The sequence below is a fragment of the Streptomyces sp. NBC_01635 genome, from assembly GCF_045209715.1.
Taxonomy (GTDB): domain Bacteria; phylum Actinomycetota; class Actinomycetes; order Streptomycetales; family Streptomycetaceae; genus Streptomyces; species Streptomyces hirsutus.
On the sequence record NZ_CP109277.1, the window covers coordinates 6,362,711 to 6,383,774 of the forward strand.

Sequence of the window (21,064 nt, forward strand, 5' to 3'; positions counted from 1 at the left end):
TCGTCCCGACAGGGGCTGCGCCGCTGACCATCGGCGCGGGGGATTGACATTGCAGACTGTGAGGGGGGCGACGGGCGATGCACGGCCTATGGACGAGCGATCCGACGCGATTGAGCCGATGTCGGCGACCCTGGCGCACGGCCGCGCGCAGCTGGGGTCACCACAGCGGTCACCACACCCGTGGTCACCGCACCCCCGGTCACCACGCCCGGAGCAGCGGCCGCCCCGGCGACCGCTGTCCCCACCACCGCGGGCACGGCAGCCGCGGGAGGCCGGCCCACCTGACCCACCTGGCCGGATCGGCGCGTACCAGGAGGGACCGGTGAGCGCGCCGGCCCCCACGACCACGCTCGACGGAGCGGTGCGGGCGCACCCCGCCCCGGAAGCGCTGCCACCCCGCCCGCCGGCCGTGGGGCGCCGGCAGGGACTGGTGCCGCAGCTCGTCCTCGCCGTCGTGTGCGCGGCCTACGCGATCGGCGCCGCCTTCGGCTGGGGATCGGACCGACTCGCTCTGATCATGGGTGACTTCGGACTGAGCGCCGCGGCGGCCGTGGCCGCCGTGTCCTGCTTCCTGTACGCGCGAGGCCGGCGTATCCGTTTCCGGCCCGCCTGGTTGCTGTTCGGCATCTCCTCCACCATGGCGTCCCTGGGCAATCTGGTCTGGGGGTGGTACGAGGTCGTCCTCGGGCTCCCCGTGCCCAGCCCCAGCTACGCCGACCTGTTCTTCCTGTGCTTCGCGCCGCCCGCCATCGTGGGGCTGCTGGTGCTCGCCAAACGGCCCGTGACCAAGGCCGGCTGGGTCTGCCTGGGCCTGGACGCCTGGCTGATCGGCGGCTCCCTGCTCACGCTCGCGTGGAGTCTCGCGCTCGCCCAGACCGCGCAGGCCAGGGGCGAGGACGTGGCGCACACCGCGCTGTCCCTGGCGTATCCGCTGCTCGACATCGCCCTGGTCAGCATGGTGCTCGCCCTGCACTTCCGGCGGTCGGCGATCACCCGCTCGGCGGTCAACACCGCGATCGGCGCGCTCGCGCTCACCGTGCTGTGCGACGCCCTGTTCACCTCTCCGCTGCTGCACAACACCTACCGGTCGGGACAACTGCTCGACGCGGGCTGGTTCGCCGGCTCGCTGCTCCTGGCGTACGCGCCCTGGACCCGCCCCCGGGGCGGCCGGTCCGGGGACGAGGGGCACACGCGCGTGGTGCGCGAGCACCTGCCCGGCCAGTACGGCGGACCGAACCCCTGGAGGAGCGGTCACCCGGCCCACCTCGCGAACGATCCGGCTCCCCATGCGACCCGCGGCCCGGTCCACCCCCCGTACCCCCACCCCTCGTACCTCCATCCTCCGTACCTTCATCCCCCGTACCTCCAGCACCCGGCCGCGCCCGGCGCCGAGCGCGGCCGGTATCCGGTCTCCCGGCCCATCGCCGGCTCCCTCGGCGCGCTCGCGCCGTACCTCGCCGCGGCCGTGTGCACCCTGGGGATCCTCTACACCGTCCTCAACGGCCGCAGCGTCGACCGCGTGGTCCTGCTCACCGGGGGCACCGTGGTGCTCGCGCTCGTCGTGCGCCAGGGCATCATGCTGCTCGACAACATCACCCTCACCCAGGAACTGGCCCACAAGGAGAACCACTTCCGCTCCCTGGTGCAGGGCTCGAGCGACGTCATCATGATCGCCGCGCCGAGCGGCATCCTCCGCTACGTCTCCCCGGCCGCCGCCGGAGTGTACGGCCGCCCCGCGGAGGACCTGGTGGGGACGGAACTGGCGCAGCTCATCCACCCCGAGGACCTGGACTGCGTCGTGCACGAGGTGCGCCGGTTCCTCGCCGCCGGCCCGGCCGAGGAGCCCACCACGCGCATCGAGTGCCGGTTCCGCTTCGGCGGTGGGGGCACCTCCCGCGCGAGCGAAGCCGAGAGTGGGGGAGGCTGGCTGAACGTGGAGTCAACCGTCAACCGGCACCACGGCGGCCTCATCTTCAACAGCAGGGACGTCACCGAGCGCGTGCGGCTCCAGGCGCAGCTCCAGCACAACGCCGAGCACGACCCGCTCACCGACCTGCCCAACCGCGCCCTGTTCACCCGGCGCGTCCAGCAGGCCCTGTCCGGCCGCCGGGCCTCCGACCGGGGCGCCGCCCTCAGGGGCACGGCCGTGCTCTTCATCGACCTCGACGGCTTCAAGGCCGTCAACGACACCATCGGCCACCAGGCCGGCGACGAACTGCTGATCCACGCCGCCCGCAGACTGCGGGACGCGGTCCGCAAGGGCGACACCGCCTCCCGGCTCGGCGGCGACGAGTTCGCCGCCTTGATCGTGGGCGACGGCACCCGCGACCGGGAGGCCCGCGAGCGGCACATCCTGGAGCTCGCCGACCGTCTCAGGGTGACCCTCTCCCAGCCGTACCTCATCGACGGCAACGATGTCCGGGTCAACGCCTCCATCGGTGTCGCCTTCGCGGAGCCGGCCCTCGGAGCGGGTGAGCTGCTGCGCAACGCGGACCTCGCCATGTACCGGGCCAAGGCCGCGGGCAAGGGCCGGGTGGAGCTGTACCGGCCGCAGATGCAGCAGGACGTCGCCCGCAGGGCGGAGCTGGCCACCCGGCTGCGTGCCGCGCTGCACGACGGCGAGTTCGCGCTGCTGCACCAGCCGGTGGTGTCCCTCCAGGACGGCAGGATCACCTCGGTCTGCGCCCAGGCGCGCTGGCGTTCCTCGCAGGGCGTGTTCTTCACCCCCGCGGAGTTCCTGCGGGTCGCCGAGGACAGCGAGAAGACGGCCGAGCTGGGCCGCTGGCTCCTCGAGGAGGCCGTCGAGCAGGCCGCCGAACGACAGGCGACGGGGGTGTCGGTGCCCGTGGCGGTCCGGATCGGCGCGCGCCGGCTGCTGGACCGGTCGCTGCCGCTCGGCTCGATCGAGGCCCTGCTCACCCGGCACGGACTGCCCTCCGGCTCGCTGGTCGTCGAGGTGGCCGAGACCGACCCCCGGATCTGCCTGGACGAGCTGGAGCGACGGCTGACCGCGCTCAAGCGGGTCGGCGTCCGCATCGCGCTGGACGGCTTCGGCAGCGGCTACGCGGCGATCACCGCCCTTCGACGGCTCCCCGTCGACGTACTGAAACTCGACCGCAGCCTGGTCGAGGGCGTGGTCGAGTCCGCGCGGCTGCACAAGATCACCGGCGGGCTGCTGCGGATCGCCGGCGACCTGGGCATGCAGTCCGTGGCCGAGGGGGTGGACCTGCCCGAGCAGGTCGTCGCCCTGCGCGCGATGGGGTGCACGCACGGGCAGGGCATGGCCTTCTCCGGGCCGCTGGACGAGTACCGGCTGCGCAGGGCGCTCTGCACCGGCCGCTATCCGGTGCCGAACGGGCCGGCCGAACCCGTGTACGCGGGCGGCGGTCCAGGAGGCTCCGGCGGTGCCGGCGGGTACGCCTCGGGGGTGGCCTCGATGCTCCGAAGCGGTGCGGTCCTGCGCTCACATGATGAGACTCCCGTCCCACCCACTTGACAGTCGATGCGCGCCGGGGGGAGGGTCAATGCCATGCGCACCCGAATTCTCGTACTTGGACAGCGCGTCGGCTGACGCTGAGCATCGCCTGCTCAACGCCCCCGCCCGACGCGCTCCCCTCGCTTGCCTCATGGCACGAGGGGTTTTTTGTTGCACCAGCACCTGTCGCACCGTCCACGCAGACCACGCGAATCTCGCAAAAACCCTCAGCATCGAGAAGAGAAGCCGATGACCGAGCAGGCCACCGGGGCCCACCCGCAGCCGCGGCCCCGATCCGGAGGACAGCAGTCCGCCCCCGAGAGCGTCACGGGCGCGCAGTCCCTCATCCGCTCGCTCGAGGAGGTCGGGGCCGACACGGTATTCGGCATTCCCGGCGGTGCGATCCTTCCCGCCTACGACCCGCTGATGGACTCCACCCGGGTGCGCCACGTCCTGGTGCGGCACGAGCAGGGCGCGGGCCACGCGGCCACCGGGTACGCGCAGGCCACCGGCAAGGTCGGCGTCTGCATGGCGACCTCGGGCCCCGGCGCCACCAACCTGGTCACCCCGATCGCCGACGCGCACATGGACTCCGTGCCGCTGGTCGCGATCACCGGGCAGGTCGCCTCCAAGGCGATCGGCACGGACGCCTTCCAGGAGGCGGACATCGTCGGCATCACCATGCCGATCACCAAGCACAACTTCCTGGTCACCAAGGCCGAGGACATCCCGCGGGTGATCGCGCAGGCCTTCCACATCGCCGCCACCGGCCGCCCCGGCCCGGTGCTCGTGGACATCGCCAAGGACGCCCTCCAGGCGAGGACCACCTTCTCCTGGCCGCCCACCATGGACCTGCCCGGCTACCGGCCCGTCACCAAGCCGCACGCCAAGCAGATCCGCGAGGCCGCCAAGCTGATCACCTCCGCCAGGCGCCCGGTCCTCTACGTCGGCGGCGGCGTCATCAAGGCCCGCGCCACCGCGGAGCTGAAGGTCCTGGCAGAACTCACCGAGGCTCCCGTCACCACCACCCTGATGGGACTCGGAGCGTTCCCCGACAGCCACCCGCTGCACGTGGGAATGCCGGGCATGCACGGTTCGGTCACCGCCGTCACCGCGCTGCAGAAGGCCGACCTGATCGTCGCCCTCGGAGCCCGTTTCGACGACCGCGTCACCGGCAAGCTGGACAGCTTCGCCCCCTACGCGAAGATCGTCCACGCCGACATCGACCCGGCCGAGATCGGCAAGAACCGGGCCGCCGACGTGCCGATCGTCGGCGACGCCCGCGAGGTCCTCGCCGACCTCGTCCAGGCCGTCCAGAAGGAGCACGCCGAGGGCCACCGGGGCGACTACGCCGCCTGGTGGAAGGACCTGAGCCGCTGGCGCGACACCTACCCCCTGGGCTACGACCAGCCCGAGGACGGATCGCTCTCCCCACAGCAGGTCATCGAGCGCATCGGACAGCTGGCGCCCGAGGACACGATCTTCGCCGCCGGCGTCGGCCAGCACCAGATGTGGGCCGCGCACTTCGTCCAGTACGAGAAGCCCGCCACCTGGCTGAACTCCGGTGGTGCCGGAACCATGGGCTACGCCGTCCCGGCGGCCATGGGTGCCAAGGCCGGACAGCCCGGCCGGACCGTCTGGGCGATCGATGGCGACGGCTGCTTCCAGATGACCAACCAGGAACTCACCACCTGCGCCCTGAACAACATCCCGATCAAGGTCGCCATCATCAACAACGGCGCCCTCGGGATGGTCCGCCAGTGGCAGACCCTGTTCTACAACCAGCGCTACTCCAACACCGTGCTGGGAGCCGGTCCCATCGAGGCGGGCAGTGCCCCCTCGGACCTGGGCAGCGGCTCGGCGGTGGGCCCCGGCACGCAGCGCAGCGCCGGCACCCGCGTCCCCGACTTCGTCAAGCTGTCGGAGGCCATGGGCTGCTACGCGATCCGCTGCGAGGACCCGGCGGACCTCGACAAGGTCATCGAAGAGGCGAACTCGATCAACGACCGTCCGGTCGTCGTGGACTTCATCGTCCACCAGGACGCCATGGTGTGGCCGATGGTCGCCGCCGGCACCTCCAACGACGAGATCATGGCCGCCCGCGACGTCCGCCCCGACTTCGGCGACAACGAAGACGACTGAGCCAGGAAGAGCGAAGAGGAAACACGACATGTCCAAGCACACGCTCTCCGTCCTGGTGGAGAACACCCCCGGCATCCTGGCCCGGATCGCCGCACTGTTCTCCCGCCGCGGCTTCAACATCGACTCGCTCGCCGTGGGCGTCACCGAGCACCCCGACATCTCCCGCATCACCATCGTGGTGAGCGTCGAGGAGTTCCCGCTGGAGCAGGTGACCAAGCAGCTCAACAAGCTCGTCAACGTGCTGAAGATCGTCGAGCTCGAACCCGGGCAGGCCGTCCAGCGCGAACTCGTTCTGGTGAAGGTGCGGGCCGACAACGAGACGCGTTCGCAGATCGTCGAGATCGTCCAGCTGTTCCGCGCCAAGACCGTCGACGTCTCCCCGGAGGCCGTGACCATCGAGGCCACCGGCAGCAACGACAAGCTGTCCGCCATGCTGAAGATGCTGGAACCGTTCGGCATCAAGGAACTGGTCCAGTCCGGCACGATCGCGATCGGACGTGGTGCCCGTTCGATCACCGACCGATCGCTGCGTGCGCTCGACCGGTCGGCGTAAGACAAGGAGCGGGCGGCCGCGACACACCGGCCGCCCGTATTCCGAGACTCCGAAACCTCCCCTCCCCTCACCGTCATACGGTGGGAAGCAACACCTGTACACAAGGAGAGAACCCAAAGTGGCCGAGCTGTTCTACGACGCCGACGCCGACCTGTCCATCATCCAGGGCCGCAAGGTCGCGGTCATCGGTTACGGCAGCCAGGGCCACGCCCACGCCCTGTCGCTGCGCGACTCCGGCGTCGACGTGCGCGTCGGTCTGCACGAGGGCTCGAAGTCCAAGGCCAAGGCCGAGGAGCAGGGCCTGCGCGTGGTGAACCCGTCCGAGGCCGCCGCCGAGGCCGACGTCATCATGATCCTGGTCCCGGACCCGATCCAGGCCCAGGTCTACGAGGAGCACATCAAGGGCAACCTGAAGGACGGCGACGCCCTGTTCTTCGGTCACGGCCTGAACATCCGCTACGGCTTCATCAAGCCCCCGGCCGGCGTCGACGTCTGCATGGTCGCCCCGAAGGGCCCGGGCCACCTGGTGCGCCGTCAGTACGAGGAGGGCCGCGGCGTTCCCTGTATCGCCGCCGTGGAGCAGGACGCCTCCGGCAACGCCTTCGCGCTCGCCCTGTCGTACTCCAAGGGCATCGGCGGCACCCGCGCGGGCGTCATCAAGACGACCTTCACCGAGGAGACCGAGACCGACCTGTTCGGTGAGCAGGCCGTCCTCTGCGGTGGCACCGCGGCGCTGGTCAAGGCGGGCTTCGAGACGCTGACCGAGGCGGGCTACCAGCCCGAGATCGCCTACTTCGAGTGCCTGCACGAGCTGAAGCTGATCGTCGACCTCATGTACGAGGGCGGCCTGGAGAAGATGCGCTGGTCGATCTCCGAGACCGCCGAGTGGGGCGACTACGTCACCGGCCCGCGGATCATCACCGACGCCACCAAGGCCGAGATGAAGAAGATCCTCGCCGAGATCCAGGACGGCACCTTCGCCCAGCAGTGGATGGACGAGTACCACGGCGGTCTGAAGAAGTACAACGAGTACAAGAAGCAGGACAGCGAGCACCTGCTGGAGACCACCGGCAAGGAGCTGCGCAAGCTCATGAGCTGGGTCGACGAAGAGGCGTGAGCCGAGTGCTCCGGGACGGTGCCGTGCGCTGAGGCCGGTACCGTCGCGGAGCCCTTCGGGAGGGCCCCGCCGGGGCCCGCCCCCGACCCCGCTCCACCGCCGCTCCACCATCGCCACAGGGGCTGGATCTTTCGTTGGCAGGCCGGTACGGCCACTTACGGATGATCCTTCCGCAGTGACGCAGGACGACACCCCGGCGCCACTACACTGCTGCACCATACGCGTCAGGCCCACAGCGTCGTGCGTCTTCCACGCGGCTAAGCGACACCGAGGAATTGCAGGCACACCCCGGCGCCGCTCCCCTCCACCGCATGCGGCCGTCGGGACGGCCGTCCGCATTGGACATGTGAGGACCCACGTGAGCTCGAAACCTGTCGTACTCATCGCCGAAGAGCTGTCGCCCGCGACCGTGGACGCGCTCGGCCCGGACTTCGAGATCCGCCACTGCAACGGCGCGGACCGGGCGGAGCTGCTGCCCGCCCTCGCCGAAGTGGACGCGATCCTGATCCGCTCGGCCACCAAGGTCGATGCCGAGGCCATCGCCACCGCGAAGAAGCTCAAGGTCGTCGCGCGGGCCGGCGTCGGCCTGGACAACGTCGACGTCTCCGCCGCCACCAAGGCCGGCGTGATGGTGGTCAACGCGCCCACCTCGAACATCGTGACCGCCGCGGAACTCGCGTGCGGGCTGATCATCGCCACCGCGCGCAACATTCCGCAGGCCAACGCCGCGCTGAAGAACCACGAGTGGAAGCGCAGCAAGTACACGGGCGTCGAACTCGCCGAGAAGACCCTCGGAGTCGTGGGCCTGGGACGGATCGGCGCCCTCGTCGCGCAGCGCATGTCCGCCTTCGGCATGAAGGTCGTCGCCTACGACCCCTACGTGCAGCCCGCGCGGGCCGCGCAGATGGGCGTCAAGGTGCTGACGCTGGACGAACTGCTCGAGGTCTCCGACTTCATCACCGTCCACCTGCCCAAGACCCCCGAGACGCTCGGCCTGATCGGCGACGAGGCGCTGCGCAAGGTCAAGCCGAGCGTGCGCGTCATCAACGCCGCGCGCGGCGGCATCGTCGACGAGCAGGCGCTGTACGCGGCGCTCAAGGAGGGCCGCGTCGCCGGCGCCGGCCTGGACGTGTACGCGAAGGAGCCCTGCACGGACTCCCCGCTCTTCGAGTTCGACCAGGTCGTCTGCACCCCGCACCTCGGCGCGTCCACCGACGAGGCCCAGGAGAAGGCCGGTATCGCCGTCGCTCGCTCGGTGCGCCTCGCGCTCGCCGGAGAGCTGGTCCCGGACGCGGTGAACGTGCAGGGCGGGGTCATCGCCGAGGACGTCAAGCCGGGTCTGCCGCTCGCCGAGCGCCTCGGCCGGATCTTCACCGCGCTGGCCGGCGAGGTGGCGGTCCGCCTCGACGTCGAGGTGTACGGCGAGATCACCCAGCACGACGTGAAGGTGCTGGAGCTCTCCGCGCTCAAGGGCGTCTTCGAGGACGTCGTCGACGAGACGGTGTCCTACGTGAACGCGCCGCTGTTCGCGCAGGAGCGGGGTGTCGAGGTCCGGCTGACCACCAGCTCCGAGTCCGCCGACCACCGCAACGTCGTCACGGTGCGCGGCACCCTGGCCGACGGCGAGGAGATCGCGGTCTCCGGCACGCTGGCCGGTCACAAGAACGTCCAGAAGATCGTCGCGGTCGGCGACTACGACGTGGACCTCGCGCTCGCGGACCACATGGCCGTCCTGCGCTACGAGGACCGGCCGGGTGTCGTCGGCACCGTGGGCCGGGTCTTCGGCGAGGCCGGCATCAACATCGCCGGCATGCAGGTCGCGCGTGCCGCGGCCGGCGGCGAGGCCCTCGCCGTCCTGACGGTCGACGACACGGTGCCCCCCGCGGTGCTGGCCGAGGTCGCGGCGGAGATCGGCGCCACGTCGGCCCGCTCGGTGGAACTGGTCTGACACGGCTGATCCAGCCGCATCCGGCACGGCCGTTCGAAGGCGCCGGGGGAACCGGGAAGTCCCGGTTCCCCCGGCGCCTTTCGTGCGGCGGTGGTCGTCGGCCGGGGTCGGGCCGTGGCCGCCTTTTCCGCTCCACCGCCGTGGCCTCCTCCCGTACCGCGACGCGCCGCAGGCTCAGCGCCGCCGGCCCCGCCGCCCCGAGGAGCACCACCGCCCCGCGACCGCCGCCGACTGCATCCCCCGGTGGACGCCTCCCGCGCTGTCGCCGCCGGGGCGTCTCCCGCTCGCCCCGGCGGTTCACCGGCGACGGTCGGCGCGCCGCCCAGGGTCTCCCGGGCCGGGCCCGGGTCTCGTCCGGGATTCCGTTGCGGTGGACGGCGGTGCCGAGGGAGCCGAGGACCGCCATGCCCAGGGCGCCGCCGAACTCCGGGCCGGTCTCCAGCAGTGAGGACGCCGCCCCCGCCTTCTCGCCCGGGGCGACGGACCGCCCTCCCGCCGGGCCCCGGATCAGCTTCGCCCCCGCCCCGGCACCGAGAACGACGATGTCGTACGTGTCCCTGTGCGCTCCCCGGGCCCGGCCGAACCGCTTCCCCCTCCTCATGACCGCCCGCCGGGTGCGTGGCGAGGGGACGGCCCCGTCCGTGCCGGTGAAGGTCCCCCGGCGGGGTGGAGCGTGCCTGCACGAAGCCGCTCACCGCACGGCGGGTGCCCTCGGTGCCGGCGCGTCCCTCACAGCCGGTGCGCCTTCAGGGCCATGTGCAGCAGCAGCCGGTCCTCGCCGTCGTCCAGGTCCAGGCCCGTGATCTGTTCGATGCGGGACAGGCGGTAGTACAGGGTCTGGCGGTGGATGCCCAGCTCGGCGGCCGTGCGGCCGGCCTGGCCCGCATGGTCGAGGTAGGTCTCGGCGGTACGGGCGAGTTCCCGGTGCACCGGGAGGAGCAGCGGGCCGACGGCGGGGTCGGGGGCGGCCTGCCGGGGCAGCGCGGCCAGGAGCCGGTAGGGGCCGATCGAGGACCACACGGCGACCGGGCCCAGGCGGGGCTCGGCCAGGGCCGCGCGGGCCGCCGCCGAGGCCTCGCTCCAGGCGGCGCCCAGTCCGGCGAGCCCGAAGCGGGGCGTGGCGATCCCGGCGGCGACCGGGGGAGTCGCGGTGGCCGGGCCGGTGGCGGCGGGCCGGTGCCCGGTGCCGCTGGCGCGGGCCCGCTCCAGGAGCCGGCCGGCGGCCGTCGTCGCCGGGGTCAGCACGTCCGAGGCGCGCAGCCGCAGCAGCAGGGCCAGTGACATGTCCGCGGCCCCCCACGGCAGGGTGCACAGGGCCGCGGCGCCCGGCACCGTACGCACCGACGGGGCGTCCTCGGGGTCGGCGGAGGGCCACGGGGCCACGCACACCAGCGTGTACGGGCCGTCGGCGCGGCTGCCGAGGGCGGTGCGGAGCTCGGCGACCGCCAGATCGCGCTGCCCGTCGCGCTCCGCGCCGAGCACCGCCCGCAGCTCGCGGGTCAGATCGGCACCGTGCTGCGCCTCGTCGGCGAGCAGCGCCCCGATCCGGGCGGTCACGCCCATCGCCGCGTCCAACTGCTCCTCGGAGGGGCCCGGGTCGTAGTCGAGCAGCCAGACGTAGCCGAGGACGACGCCCCGATGACGTACCGGCAGACAGACGCGACCCCGGTGCACACCCGCCTCCGGGGTGCGCGGGATACGGACCGGGCCCGTCGCGCGGGTGATGCCGAACCCCTCGAACCAGGCCCGGACGGCGGCCGTCGAGCGGCGGGTGAGGATCGAACGGGTGCGCACCGGGTCGAGGACGGACGGATCGAGCTCGCCCTCGCTGTCGTACGCGCCGAACGCGAGCAGCTCGAAGTCACGGTTCTCCAGGGTCGCCGGAGCGCCGAGCAGCTCCGAGATCTCGTCCACCAGCTCCTGGTAGTCACCCCTGTGGTCCGACGTCACCCCTGCATCCTCCCGTAGAACCGCATCGCTTTCATACATCTGTCTGAGATCGGTGGCACGGATGCGTGACAGCTGTCGATGGCCCACGATCGGATGGATCCCTAAGTTTCACGGTGGTTCTCCGTGCCCTGCCCGAAGCGTCGGGTCACGGTCATTCAGCAGCTTGTGGAGGTGCCCCGTGCTGGGTCCCGTGATTCTCGCCGCCTCACGCAGTGACCGGATGCGTCGCCTCGTCTCGGCCGCCCCGGTGACCAAGCAGGTCGTGGACCGTTTCATCCCCGGTGAGACCGTGGACGAGATCCTGCCCGTGATCGACGAGCTCACCGGCAACGGCCTGGAACTGACGATGGACGTCGTCGGCGAGGACATCACCACCCCCGAGCAGGCCACCGCCGCGCGCGACGCCTACCTGGAGCTGATCGGCAGGCTCGGTCCGCTGGAGCTCGGCACCCGCGCCGAGATGTCGGTGAAGCTGTCGATGTTCGGCCAGGCGCTTCCCGGCGGACACGACCTGGCGCTCGCCAACGTCCGCCCGGTCGTCGAGGCCGCCGCCGCCATCGGCACCACGGTCACCCTCGACGCCGAGGACCACACCACCCTCGACTCGATGTTCGCCATCCACGACACACTGCGGAAGGACTTCCCGCAGACCGGCTGCGTCATCCAGGCCTACCTCTTCCGCACGGAGGAGGACGCGCGCCGCCTCGCCGCGAACGGCAGTCGCGTACGGTTGGTGAAGGGCGCCTACAAGGAGCCCGCAGAGGTCGCCCACCAGCACAAGCACGAGATCGACAAGGCGTACGTGCGCATCCTGCGGACGCTGATGGAGGGCGAGGGGTACCCGATGATCGGGTCCCACGATCCGCGTCTGATCTCCATCACCCAGGAACTGGCCCGCACCGCCGGCCGCAAGCTCGACGAGTACGAGTTCCAGATGCTCTACGGCATCCGCGGTGACGAGCACCTGCGGCTGGCCGCCGAAGGCCACCGCATGCGCGTCTACACGGCCTACGGCACCGACTGGTACGGCTACTTCATGCGCCGTCTGGCGGAGAAGCCGGCGAACCTGCGCTTCTTCCTGCGCTCGATGGTCAGCAAGGGATGAGCGGCAGCTGTGGACACCCAGGTGCACCCTGGATAGCGACAGCTACCGCCCATCAGTCGGCTGAGCCGACCTGGTTTCCTCCGCCAAGGAGTACGGAAACCGTGACTCCGCCCCCGCGGGGGCTTCTCACTCGCTCGCCGCAGCGAACTCGTGATGGTCAAGCCCTGACCGCCACCCAAGATACGCACAAGGTTTTGGTCTCCACGGACCGAAGCCCGGGATTCACTCGGAAGAGGAGCTCATGGACGCTGTGACCCAGGTCCCCATGCCCGTCAACGAGCCGGTGCACGGCTACGCCCCCGGCTCGCCCGAACGCGCCCGGCTGGAGGCCAAGCTCAAGGAACTGGCCGACACCCCGGTCGACCTGCCCTGCACCATCGGCGGCGAGAAGCGGATGGGCGGCGGCGAGCGGTTCGACGTCGTGCAGCCGCACAACCACAAGGCGCGCCTGGGCACCTACGCCAACGCCACCCAGCAGGACGCCCAGGACGCGATCGACGCCGCCCTGGCCGCCGCCCCGGCCTGGCGCGCGATGTCCTTCGACGACCGCGCGGCGATCATCCTGCGCGCCGCCGAACTGCTGTCCGGCCCCTGGCGCGAGACCATCGCCGCCTCCACCATGCTCGGCCAGTCCAAGACCGCGCAGCAGGCCGAGATCGACAGCCCCTGCGAGCTGATCGACTTCTGGCGGTTCAACGTCCACTACGCCCGCGGCATCCTGGCCGAGCAGCCCCCGGCCAACTCGCCCGGCGTGTGGAACCGCATGGACCACCGCCCGCTGGAGGGCTTCGTCTACGCGATCACGCCCTTCAACTTCAGCGCGATCGCGGCCAACCTGCCCACCGCACCGGCCCTGATGGGCAACGTGGTCGTCTGGAAGCCTTCCCCGACCCAGACCCATGCCGCCGTGCTGCTGATGCGGCTGCTGGAGGAGGCCGGTCTGCCCAAGGGCGTCATCAACCTCGTCACCGGCGACGGCATCGAGGTCTCCAAGGTCGCCCTGGAGCACCGCGATCTCGCGGGCATCCACTTCACCGGCTCGACCAAGACCTTCCAGCACCTGTGGAAGACGGTCGGCAACAACATCGAGAAGTACCGCACCTACCCGCGCCTGGTCGGCGAGACCGGCGGCAAGGACTTCCTGGTCGCCCACCCGAGCGCCGACCGTGCCGTGCTGAAGACCGCCCTGACCCGTGGCTCCTTCGAGTACCAGGGCCAGAAGTGCTCCGCCACCTCGCGCGCCTACATCCCGGCGTCGATCTGGAACGACGGCTTCAAGGAGGAGTTCGCCGCCGAGGTCGACCACCTCACCATGGGCGACGTCACCGACCTGTCGAACTTCATGGGCGCCGTCATCGACGAGCGGTCCTTCGCCAAGAACAAGGCCGCCATCGACCGTGCCGGGGAGGACCCGGCCTGCACGATCGTCGCGGGCGGCTCCTACGACGACTCGGTCGGCTACTTCGTCCGCCCGACCGTCGTCGAGTGCTCCGACCCGGAGAACGAGGTCTTCCGCACCGAGTACTTCGGCCCGTTCCTCGCGGTGCACGTGTACGACGACAGCGCGGCCGACGCGTACGACGCGATGCTGACCCAGATGGAGTCGGTGTCCGACTACGCGCTGACCGGTTCGGTCGTCTCCGGCGACCGTGCGGCGGCCGCGTACACGATGGAGAAGCTGCGCTACGCGGCGGGCAACTTCTACATCAACGACAAGTCGACCGGCGCCGTCGTCGGCCAGCAGCCCTTCGGCGGCGGCCGTGCCTCCGGCACCAACGACAAGGCCGGCGCCCCGCAGAACCTGATGCGCTGGACCCTGACCCGTGCCATCAAGGAGACGCTGGTCGCGCCGACCGACTACACGTACCCGCACATGGGCTGACACCCCCCCGGCACCGGGAACCCCTCCGTACCGCTGCCGCAGCCCCGTGGGACGGGCCAGGTCGTACCGACCTGGCCCGTCCGGCGTTTCCGCAGGTCGCGGCGGTGAGGCCGGGTCCGCCGTCTCAGATAGTAGGAAGTCCGAGTAATTGTGCAGACAGATGCGCCGGGCCCCCTTATTTTTGTAGGAGCCGAACGTCTCGCTCGATCAAGCGAACGGCGGTAGCGAGCCGGGCCCCGTGCAGGCAACCCCTGCGGCCTCCGCTCCCCGCCCCTTCCGGTGACGCGTTTCCCCTCCGTATTTCCGCGCCCTCCCGGCTTGTCGAAGGAGTCGATTCCCCATGGCCGAGACCATCGTCCGCCGCCGCGTCCGCCATGTCTCCCGCACGAGCGAGTCCGACCGCAAGAACGCCGCCGCCGCCCTCCAGCGCGCCCTCGACCGCCGCGACAACGGCGGCTCGACCGGCCACTGAGCCGCGCCGAGCGCACCCGGCCGTGGCCTCCCCTCCCGTGCGGATGTCCGCATCCCGGACGGTCCGTGTCAGAGCATGGGACGAGGAGTAGGGTGCCCGCATGTCTCGCAGCATCAATCTCGCAGTGATCCCCGGTGACGGCATCGGCCAGGAAGTCGTGGTCGAAGGCCTGAAGGTGCTCTCCGCCGTCCTCCCGCAGGATGTGAAGCTGGAGACCAAGGAGTACGACTTCGGTGCCCAGCGCTACCACGCAACCGGTGAGACCCTCACCGACGCCGACCTCGACGCGCTGAAGCAGCACGACGCCATCCTGCTCGGCGCCATCGGCGACCCGAGCGTTCCCTCCGGCGTCCTGGAGCGGGGCTTCCTGCTGAAGCTCCGCTTCGCCTTCGACCACCATGTGAACCTGCGGCCGTCGAAGCTCCTGCCGGGCGTGGCCACGCCGCTCGCGGGGCAGCCGGAGATCGACTTCGTCGTGGTCCGCGAGGGCACCGAGGGCCCCTACACCGGCAACGGCGGCACCATCCGCAAGGGCACCGAGCACGAGGTCGCCACCGAGGTCTCGGTGAACACGGCGTTCGGCGTCGAGCGCGTCGTCCGCGACGCCTTCGCCCGCGCCCAGGCCCGCCCCCGCAAGAAGCTCACGCTGGTCCACAAGAACAACGTGCTGACCTTCGCCGGCCACCTGTGGACGAACGTCTTCAACAAGGTGGCCGAGGAGTACCCCGAGGTCACCACCGACTACATCCACGTCGACGCCGCGACGATCTACCTCGTCACCCAGCCCGAGCGCTTCGACGTGATCGTCACCGACAACCTCTTCGGCGACATCATCACCGACCTCGCCGCGGCCGTCTCCGGCGGCATCGGCGTCGCCGCCAGCGGGAACATCAACCCGTCCGGCGCGTTCCCGTCCATGTTCGAGCCCGTGCACGGCTCGGCACCGGACATCGCGGGCCAGGGCAAGGCCGACCCCAGCGCCACGGTCCTGTCCGTCGCCCTCCTGCTGCGCCACCTCGGCCACGAAGCCGAGGCCGTCCGCATCGAGGACGCCGTCTCCGCCGACCTCGCGGAGCGCGTCGGGCTGCCCGCGCGCAGCACCTCCGAGATCGGCGACGCGCTCGCCGTACGCGTAGCCGGCTGACCGGGCGCGCACACTCGACACCACTCGAAGCCGCCGGTCGCAACCGCCCGGCGGCTTCCCCATGTCCCCGCCGGGTGCCACCATCGACCACCGGGCCGCATTCACCCCGTATTCCCTCCTCCGTCGCCGCCGGGCGATAATCGAACGCGGAGCCGCCGCATGAGGGAATGCTCGGACGTCCTATCACTGGCCACCGGCCGTACGGGCGTGAGCGCGGCCCGTCACTACAACCGGTGAAGGACAACCATTCATGACCACGCCCACGATCGAGCTCAAGCCCTCCGCCCACCCGCTCTCCGACGCCGAGCGGGAGGCGATCCTGGCCGACCCGGGGTTCGGCCGCCACTTCACCGATCACATGGTGACGATCAAGTGGACCGAGGGCCGGGGCTGGCACGACGGTCAGCTCGTCCCGTACGCGCCGATCCCCCTCGACCCGGCGACCCACGTCCTGCACTACGCGCAGGAGATCTTCGAAGGGCTGAAGGCCTACCGCCGGCCCGACGGTTCCGTCGCCACCTTCCGCCCGGAGAAGAACGCCGAGCGGTTCCAGCGCTCCGCCCGCCGCCTCGCGATGCCCGAACTGCCGGTGGAGACGTTCATCGCGGCGTGCGACGCCCTGGTCGGGCAGGACAAGGCCTGGGTTCCGGCGCACGGCGGCGAGGAATCCCTCTACCTGCGCCCGTTCATGATCGCGACCGAGGTCGGCCTGGGCGTGAAGCCCGCCAACGAGTACCTGTTCCTGGTGATCGCCTCCCCGGCCGGCGCCTACTTCCCCGGCGGTGTGAAGCCGGTCTCCATCTGGGTCTCCGAGGACCGCGTCCGCGCCGTCCCCGGCGGCATGGGCGACGCCAAGACGGGCGGCAACTACGCGGCCTCCCTGCTCGCCCAGGCCGAGGCCGCGGCCAAGGGCTGCGACCAGGTCTGCTACCTCGACGCCGTGGAGCACACCTGGGTCGAGGAACTCGGCGGCATGAACCTGTACTTCGTCTACGGAGACAAGATCGTCACCCCGGCCCTCACCGGCTCGATCCTGGAGGGCGTCACCCGTGACTCCCTGCTGAGCGTCGCCCGCGACCTCGGCTACGAGGCCGTCGAGGAGCGGGTCTCGGTCGAGCAGTGGCGGCGCGACACCGAGAACGGCGCCCTCACCGAGGTCTTCGCCTGCGGCACCGCGGCCGTCATCACGCCCGTCGGCACCGTCAAGCGGGCCGGCGGCGAGTGGAAGCAGAGCGGTGGCGAACCCGGCGAGGTCACCCAGCGCCTGCGCCGGGCCCTGCTCGACATCCAGCGCGGCACGGCCGAGGACAAGCACGGCTGGATGCACCCGCTGGGCTGAGCGCCCGGCCCCGACGACGTGCACGGCCCTCGCGGACGCCCGCGGGGGCCGCGCGTTCGCGTGCCCCGCCCGGCCGCCGCGGTCCGCACGCCTTGGTCGCCTTGGGCCGGACACCGAACGCCCGCATCCTGAGACGGACGGTGATCGCGGGACCGCTTTGTGCCACACTTCCCCCGTGCTCTCGTTCGCCACGATTATTGGCAGCAGGCGCGCCGGTCCGCAGTGACCGCACGTACGACAACGTATGGGCGGACACCGTCGTCCTCGACCCGCGCGCAGACCTCTCGCACCCGCGAGAGGTTTTTCTGTTTCCTGGCCCACCTCAAGCCGGGGACCGAGCGCGAGGGACCATGGGGGGACGGTGGAACCGGTCATTCCGGTAGACCGAGATCCAACATCAGGAGCCTTCAGACCATGACCGCACCCAGCGAGCCCGACGACTCGTTCCACGTCTTCGACACCACCCTGCGCGACGGCGCCCAGCGTGAGGGCATCAACCTCACCGTCGCCGACAAGCTGGCCATCGCACGGCACCTGGACGACTTCGGCGTGGGCTTCATCGAAGGCGGCTGGCCCGGCGCGAACCCGCGGGACACCGAGTTCTTCGCCCGCGCCCAGCAGGAGATCGACTTCCGCCACGCGCAGCTGGTCGCCTTCGGCGCCACCCGCCGCGCGGGCGCGACCGCCGAGGAGGACCCTCAGGTCAGGGCCCTCCTCGCCTCCGGCGCGCAGGTCGTCACGCTGGTCGCCAAGTCCCACGACCGCCATGTCGAGCTCGCTCTGCGCACCACCCTGGACGAGAACCTGGCGATGGTCCGCGACACCGTGGCCTTCCTCAGGGCCGAGGGCCGCCGGGTGTTCGTCGACTGCGAGCACTTCTTCGACGGCTACCGCGCCAACCCCGAGTACGCCAAGTCCGTCGTCCGCGCCGCCTACGAGGCCGGTGCCGACGTCGTCGTCCTGTGCGACACCAACGGAGGCATGCTCCCCGCCCAGATTCAGGCCGTCGTCTCCACGGTGCTCGCCGACACCGGCGCCCGGCTCGGCATCCACGCCCAGGACGACACCGGGTGCGCGGTGGCCAACACCCTCGCCGCCGTCGACGCGGGCGCGACCCACGTGCAGTGCACGGCCAACGGCTACGGCGAGCGCGTCGGCAACGCCAACCTGTTCCCGGTGGTGGCCGCCCTCGAGCTCAAGTACGCCAAGCAGGTCCTGCCCGAGGGCCGGCTGCGGGACATGACGCGCGTCTCGCACGCCATCGCCGAAGTGGTCAACCTGACCCCCTCCACCCACCAGCCCTACGTCGGCGTCTCCGCCTTCGCCCACAAGGCCGGCCTGCACGCCTCCGCGATCAAGGTCGACCCGGACCTGTACCAGCACATCGACCCCGAGCAGGTCGGCAACACCATGCGGATGCTGGTGTCCGACATGGCCGGCCGCGCCTCCATCGAGCTCAAGGGCAAGGAGCTCGGCATCGACCTCGGCGGCGACCGCGAACTGGTCGGCCGGGTCGTGGAGCGGGTCAAGGAACGCGAGCTCCAGGGCTACACGTACGAGGCCGCCGACGCGAGCTTCGAGCTCCTGCTGCGCGCGGAGGTCGAGGGCGGGCCCCTGAAGTACTTCGACGTCGAGTCCTGGCGCGCGATCGTCGAGGACCGCCCCGACGGCACCCACGCCAACGAGGCCACGGTCAAGCTCTGGGCCAAGGGCGAGCGGATCGTCGCCACGGCCGAGGGCAACGGTCCGGTCAACGCCCTGGACCGGTCCCTGCGCGTCGCCCTGGAGCGGATCTACCCGCAGCTCGCCAAGCTGGAACTCGTCGACTACAAGGTCCGCATCCTCGAGGGCAAGCACGGCACGCAGTCCACCACCAGGGTCCTGATCTCCACGTCCGACGGCACGGGGGAGTGGTCGACGGTGGGCGTCGCGGACAACGTCATCGCCGCCTCCTGGCAGGCCCTGGAGGACGCGTACGCGTACGGTCTGCTGCGGGCCGGGGTCGAACCGGCGGCCTGACCCGACCGGTCCGGTCCGGTCCGGCAGGGACGACCCGTGGCGATGCGTGAGTCGCGCGTGCCGTACGGGAAAGCCCTGCCGGACCGGATGCCCGTTTCCGTCCAGGTTCGGGTAGCTTCGAACACATGAAGGACGCGTTGACGCGTACCCTCGTACGCCTGCTGATCGTGCCGGTGGCCGCCGCTCTGGCGGTCCTGATGACCGGGGCGCCGGGCGCGCACGCGGCCACCGACCTCTCGACCGTGGCCCAGGCGCTGCGCGAGAGCCCCGTCTACGTCGATCCCGAGGCGACCGGCGTCCTGTCCCAGTCGGACGCCGAGGCTCTCGCGGACAAGATCGAGAACGCGGACAAACCCGTCTTCGTCGCGGTCCTCCCGGCCGGATATCCCACGGACGACCTCTTCCGGAACCTGCGCACCGAGACCGGGATCACCGGCCTGTACGGCATCCGTCTCGGCGACGAGTTCGACGCGCGCGCCGACAGCAGCGTGCTGAGCCGCCAGGGTGTGGGGAACCTGGTCACGGCCGCGCAGGGCGCGGGCGACGCCAAGGCCCAGCTGAACGACTTCGTCGACGACGCCCTGCGCAACATCGGCGGCTCGGCGCCGGCCTCCTGGAACGAGGGCGGCGGCCAGGTGCCGGTCGGTGGTCTGATCACCGTCGGCGCGGTGGTGGCGGTGGGCGGCGCGGGCGCCTACGCCGTGGTCCGCCGCAACCGCAAGCGCCACGAGGAGGAGCAGCGGGCCGCGCTGGAGAAGCTGCGGGTCGTGGTCGACGAGGACATCACCGCGTTCGGCGAGGAGCTCGACCGGCTCGACTTCCACCCCGGCGAGCCCGGTGCCGACGACGCCATGCGCGCGGACTACGAACGCGCGCTGGACTCCTACGAACGGTCCAAGCAGCTGATGGACCGGGCGGACCGGCCGGAGGACGTCCGGGCAGTCACCCAGGCCGTGGAGGACGGCCGCTTCGCGCTGGCCGTGCTCGCCGCCCGCCGCGAGGGCCGGGCGCTGCCGGAGCGCCGCCCGCCCTGCTTCTTCGACCCGCGCCACGGCCCCTCGGTCGCGGACGCCCGCTGGACGCCCCCGGGCGGTGCCGTGCGAGAGGTACCGGTCTGCGCGGCGGACCGGGCCCGACTCGCCGACGGCCGGGACCCGGCCGTTCGCGAGGTCGACACCGACTCCGGGCGACGCCCCTACTGGGAGGCGGGCCCGGCCTACGGTCCCTGGGCGGGCGGCTACTTCGGCGGTGGCGTGCTGCCCGGCCTGCTGGTCGGCACCCTGCTGGGCAGCATGATGGCGAGTCCCGCCTACGGGGCCGACTACGGCGCCGGCTACGGCGACTTCGGCGGGTACGGCGGCGGCGACGTCTCCGGCGCCGACTTCGACCCCGGGGACTTCGGCGGTGGTTTCGGGGGCGGCGACTTCGGTGGTGGCGGTGGCTTCGGCGGCGGAGGGGACTTCGGCGGCGGCTTCTGACGCGCTGCCCCCGTCTCGTTGCGCGACGGCGAGGGCCGCGGTCGGCCCACGCCTCCGCCATGACGTCGTCGGATCCCGCTGCCCCGCTCGCCTTCCCGTCCGCCGCCGAGCCGGACGGACGCGGCCGGCCGGACGCGTGGAGGTGGGCGCCGCCGAGGCGGGCGGGCGGCGGGCGGCGGCCTGCGCGTCGCAGAAGGAGGCCGGTGCACCCGAAGAACTCGCGGCGGCGCCGGAGCGGGAGCCTCGCTCCACGGCCCGTTTCGAGGCGCCGGGAAGGGCGGAGCGGTATCGCGTCGTGCCCGGCGTCCTTTGGGCCGGTACGCCGGAGGGCCGGCCCGCGCAGGCGGAGACGGCCGTCGCGAAGCCGATGCCGGGGGAGTGGACCCGCGGCGCCGGAACGCCGAGCGCCCGCCCTCCTCCGTGCGGAGGAGGCGGGCGCG

General features: G+C 71.4%; 13 protein-coding genes. 12 read left to right on the forward strand and 1 reads right to left on the reverse strand.

Going from position 1 to position 21,064, the window contains the following annotated elements:
• Positions 1-322 precede the first annotated feature (322 nt).
• The 5 genes from OHB56_RS29660 (at position 323) to serA (ending at position 9,235) form a co-directional block, all read left to right on the forward strand.
• Positions 323-3,496: an EAL domain-containing protein gene (locus tag OHB56_RS29660; RefSeq protein WP_406356602.1), complete on the forward strand. Its 3,174-nt coding sequence runs from the start codon at positions 323-325 to the stop codon at positions 3,494-3,496.
• A 228-nt stretch (positions 3,497-3,724) separates the two neighbouring features.
• A complete protein-coding gene (locus OHB56_RS29665) occupies positions 3,725-5,617 on the forward strand; it encodes an acetolactate synthase large subunit (RefSeq protein ID WP_326754893.1) in 1,893 nt (630 codons plus the stop codon).
• 28 nt (positions 5,618-5,645) lie between these two features.
• A complete protein-coding gene (gene ilvN, locus OHB56_RS29670) occupies positions 5,646-6,170 on the forward strand; it encodes an acetolactate synthase small subunit (RefSeq protein ID WP_055609676.1) in 525 nt (174 codons plus the stop codon).
• A gap of 118 nt (positions 6,171-6,288) precedes the next feature.
• Entirely contained in the window at positions 6,289-7,287 is a 999-nt protein-coding gene (ilvC, locus tag OHB56_RS29675; RefSeq protein WP_326754894.1) for a ketol-acid reductoisomerase, read from the forward strand.
• A gap of 358 nt (positions 7,288-7,645) precedes the next feature.
• Positions 7,646-9,235 (forward strand): phosphoglycerate dehydrogenase, encoded by a 1,590-nt coding sequence (serA, locus tag OHB56_RS29680; RefSeq protein WP_326754895.1) that lies wholly within the window; start codon positions 7,646-7,648, stop codon positions 9,233-9,235.
• Positions 9,236-9,964: 729 nt separating this feature from the next.
• On the opposite strand, the gene OHB56_RS29685 is transcribed toward serA, so the two are convergent.
• Entirely contained in the window at positions 9,965-11,224 is a 1,260-nt protein-coding gene (locus tag OHB56_RS29685) for a PucR family transcriptional regulator (RefSeq protein WP_406356605.1), read from the reverse strand.
• A gap of 139 nt (positions 11,225-11,363) precedes the next feature.
• On the opposite strand from OHB56_RS29685, the gene OHB56_RS29690 reads away from it, so the two are divergent.
• From OHB56_RS29690 to OHB56_RS29720, 7 genes are all read left to right on the forward strand, one after another.
• Positions 11,364-12,290, forward strand: coding sequence for a proline dehydrogenase family protein (locus OHB56_RS29690; RefSeq protein WP_406356607.1), 927 nt, complete (start codon positions 11,364-11,366; stop codon positions 12,288-12,290).
• Between the two features lie 241 nt (positions 12,291-12,531).
• A complete protein-coding gene (gene pruA / locus OHB56_RS29695) occupies positions 12,532-14,172 on the forward strand; it encodes an L-glutamate gamma-semialdehyde dehydrogenase (protein ID WP_406356609.1) in 1,641 nt (546 codons plus the stop codon).
• 340 nt (positions 14,173-14,512) lie between these two features.
• Positions 14,513-14,644, forward strand: a complete 132-nt coding sequence (locus OHB56_RS29700) for a hypothetical protein (protein WP_326754899.1) — start codon at positions 14,513-14,515, stop codon at positions 14,642-14,644.
• Positions 14,645-14,744: 100 nt separating this feature from the next.
• Complete coding sequence (locus tag OHB56_RS29705) at positions 14,745-15,788, forward strand: 3-isopropylmalate dehydrogenase (protein ID WP_406356611.1); 1,044 nt, start codon at positions 14,745-14,747, stop codon at positions 15,786-15,788.
• 250 nt (positions 15,789-16,038) lie between these two features.
• A complete protein-coding gene (locus tag OHB56_RS29710; RefSeq protein WP_326754901.1) occupies positions 16,039-17,127 on the forward strand; it encodes a branched-chain amino acid aminotransferase in 1,089 nt (362 codons plus the stop codon).
• 414 nt (positions 17,128-17,541) lie between these two features.
• Positions 17,542-19,146: a citramalate synthase gene (gene cimA, locus OHB56_RS29715; RefSeq protein ID WP_326754902.1), complete on the forward strand. Its 1,605-nt coding sequence runs from the start codon at positions 17,542-17,544 to the stop codon at positions 19,144-19,146.
• A gap of 125 nt (positions 19,147-19,271) precedes the next feature.
• Positions 19,272-20,624, forward strand: a complete 1,353-nt coding sequence (locus OHB56_RS29720; protein ID WP_406356613.1) for a hypothetical protein — start codon at positions 19,272-19,274, stop codon at positions 20,622-20,624.
• Positions 20,625-21,064: the final 440 nt, after the last annotated feature.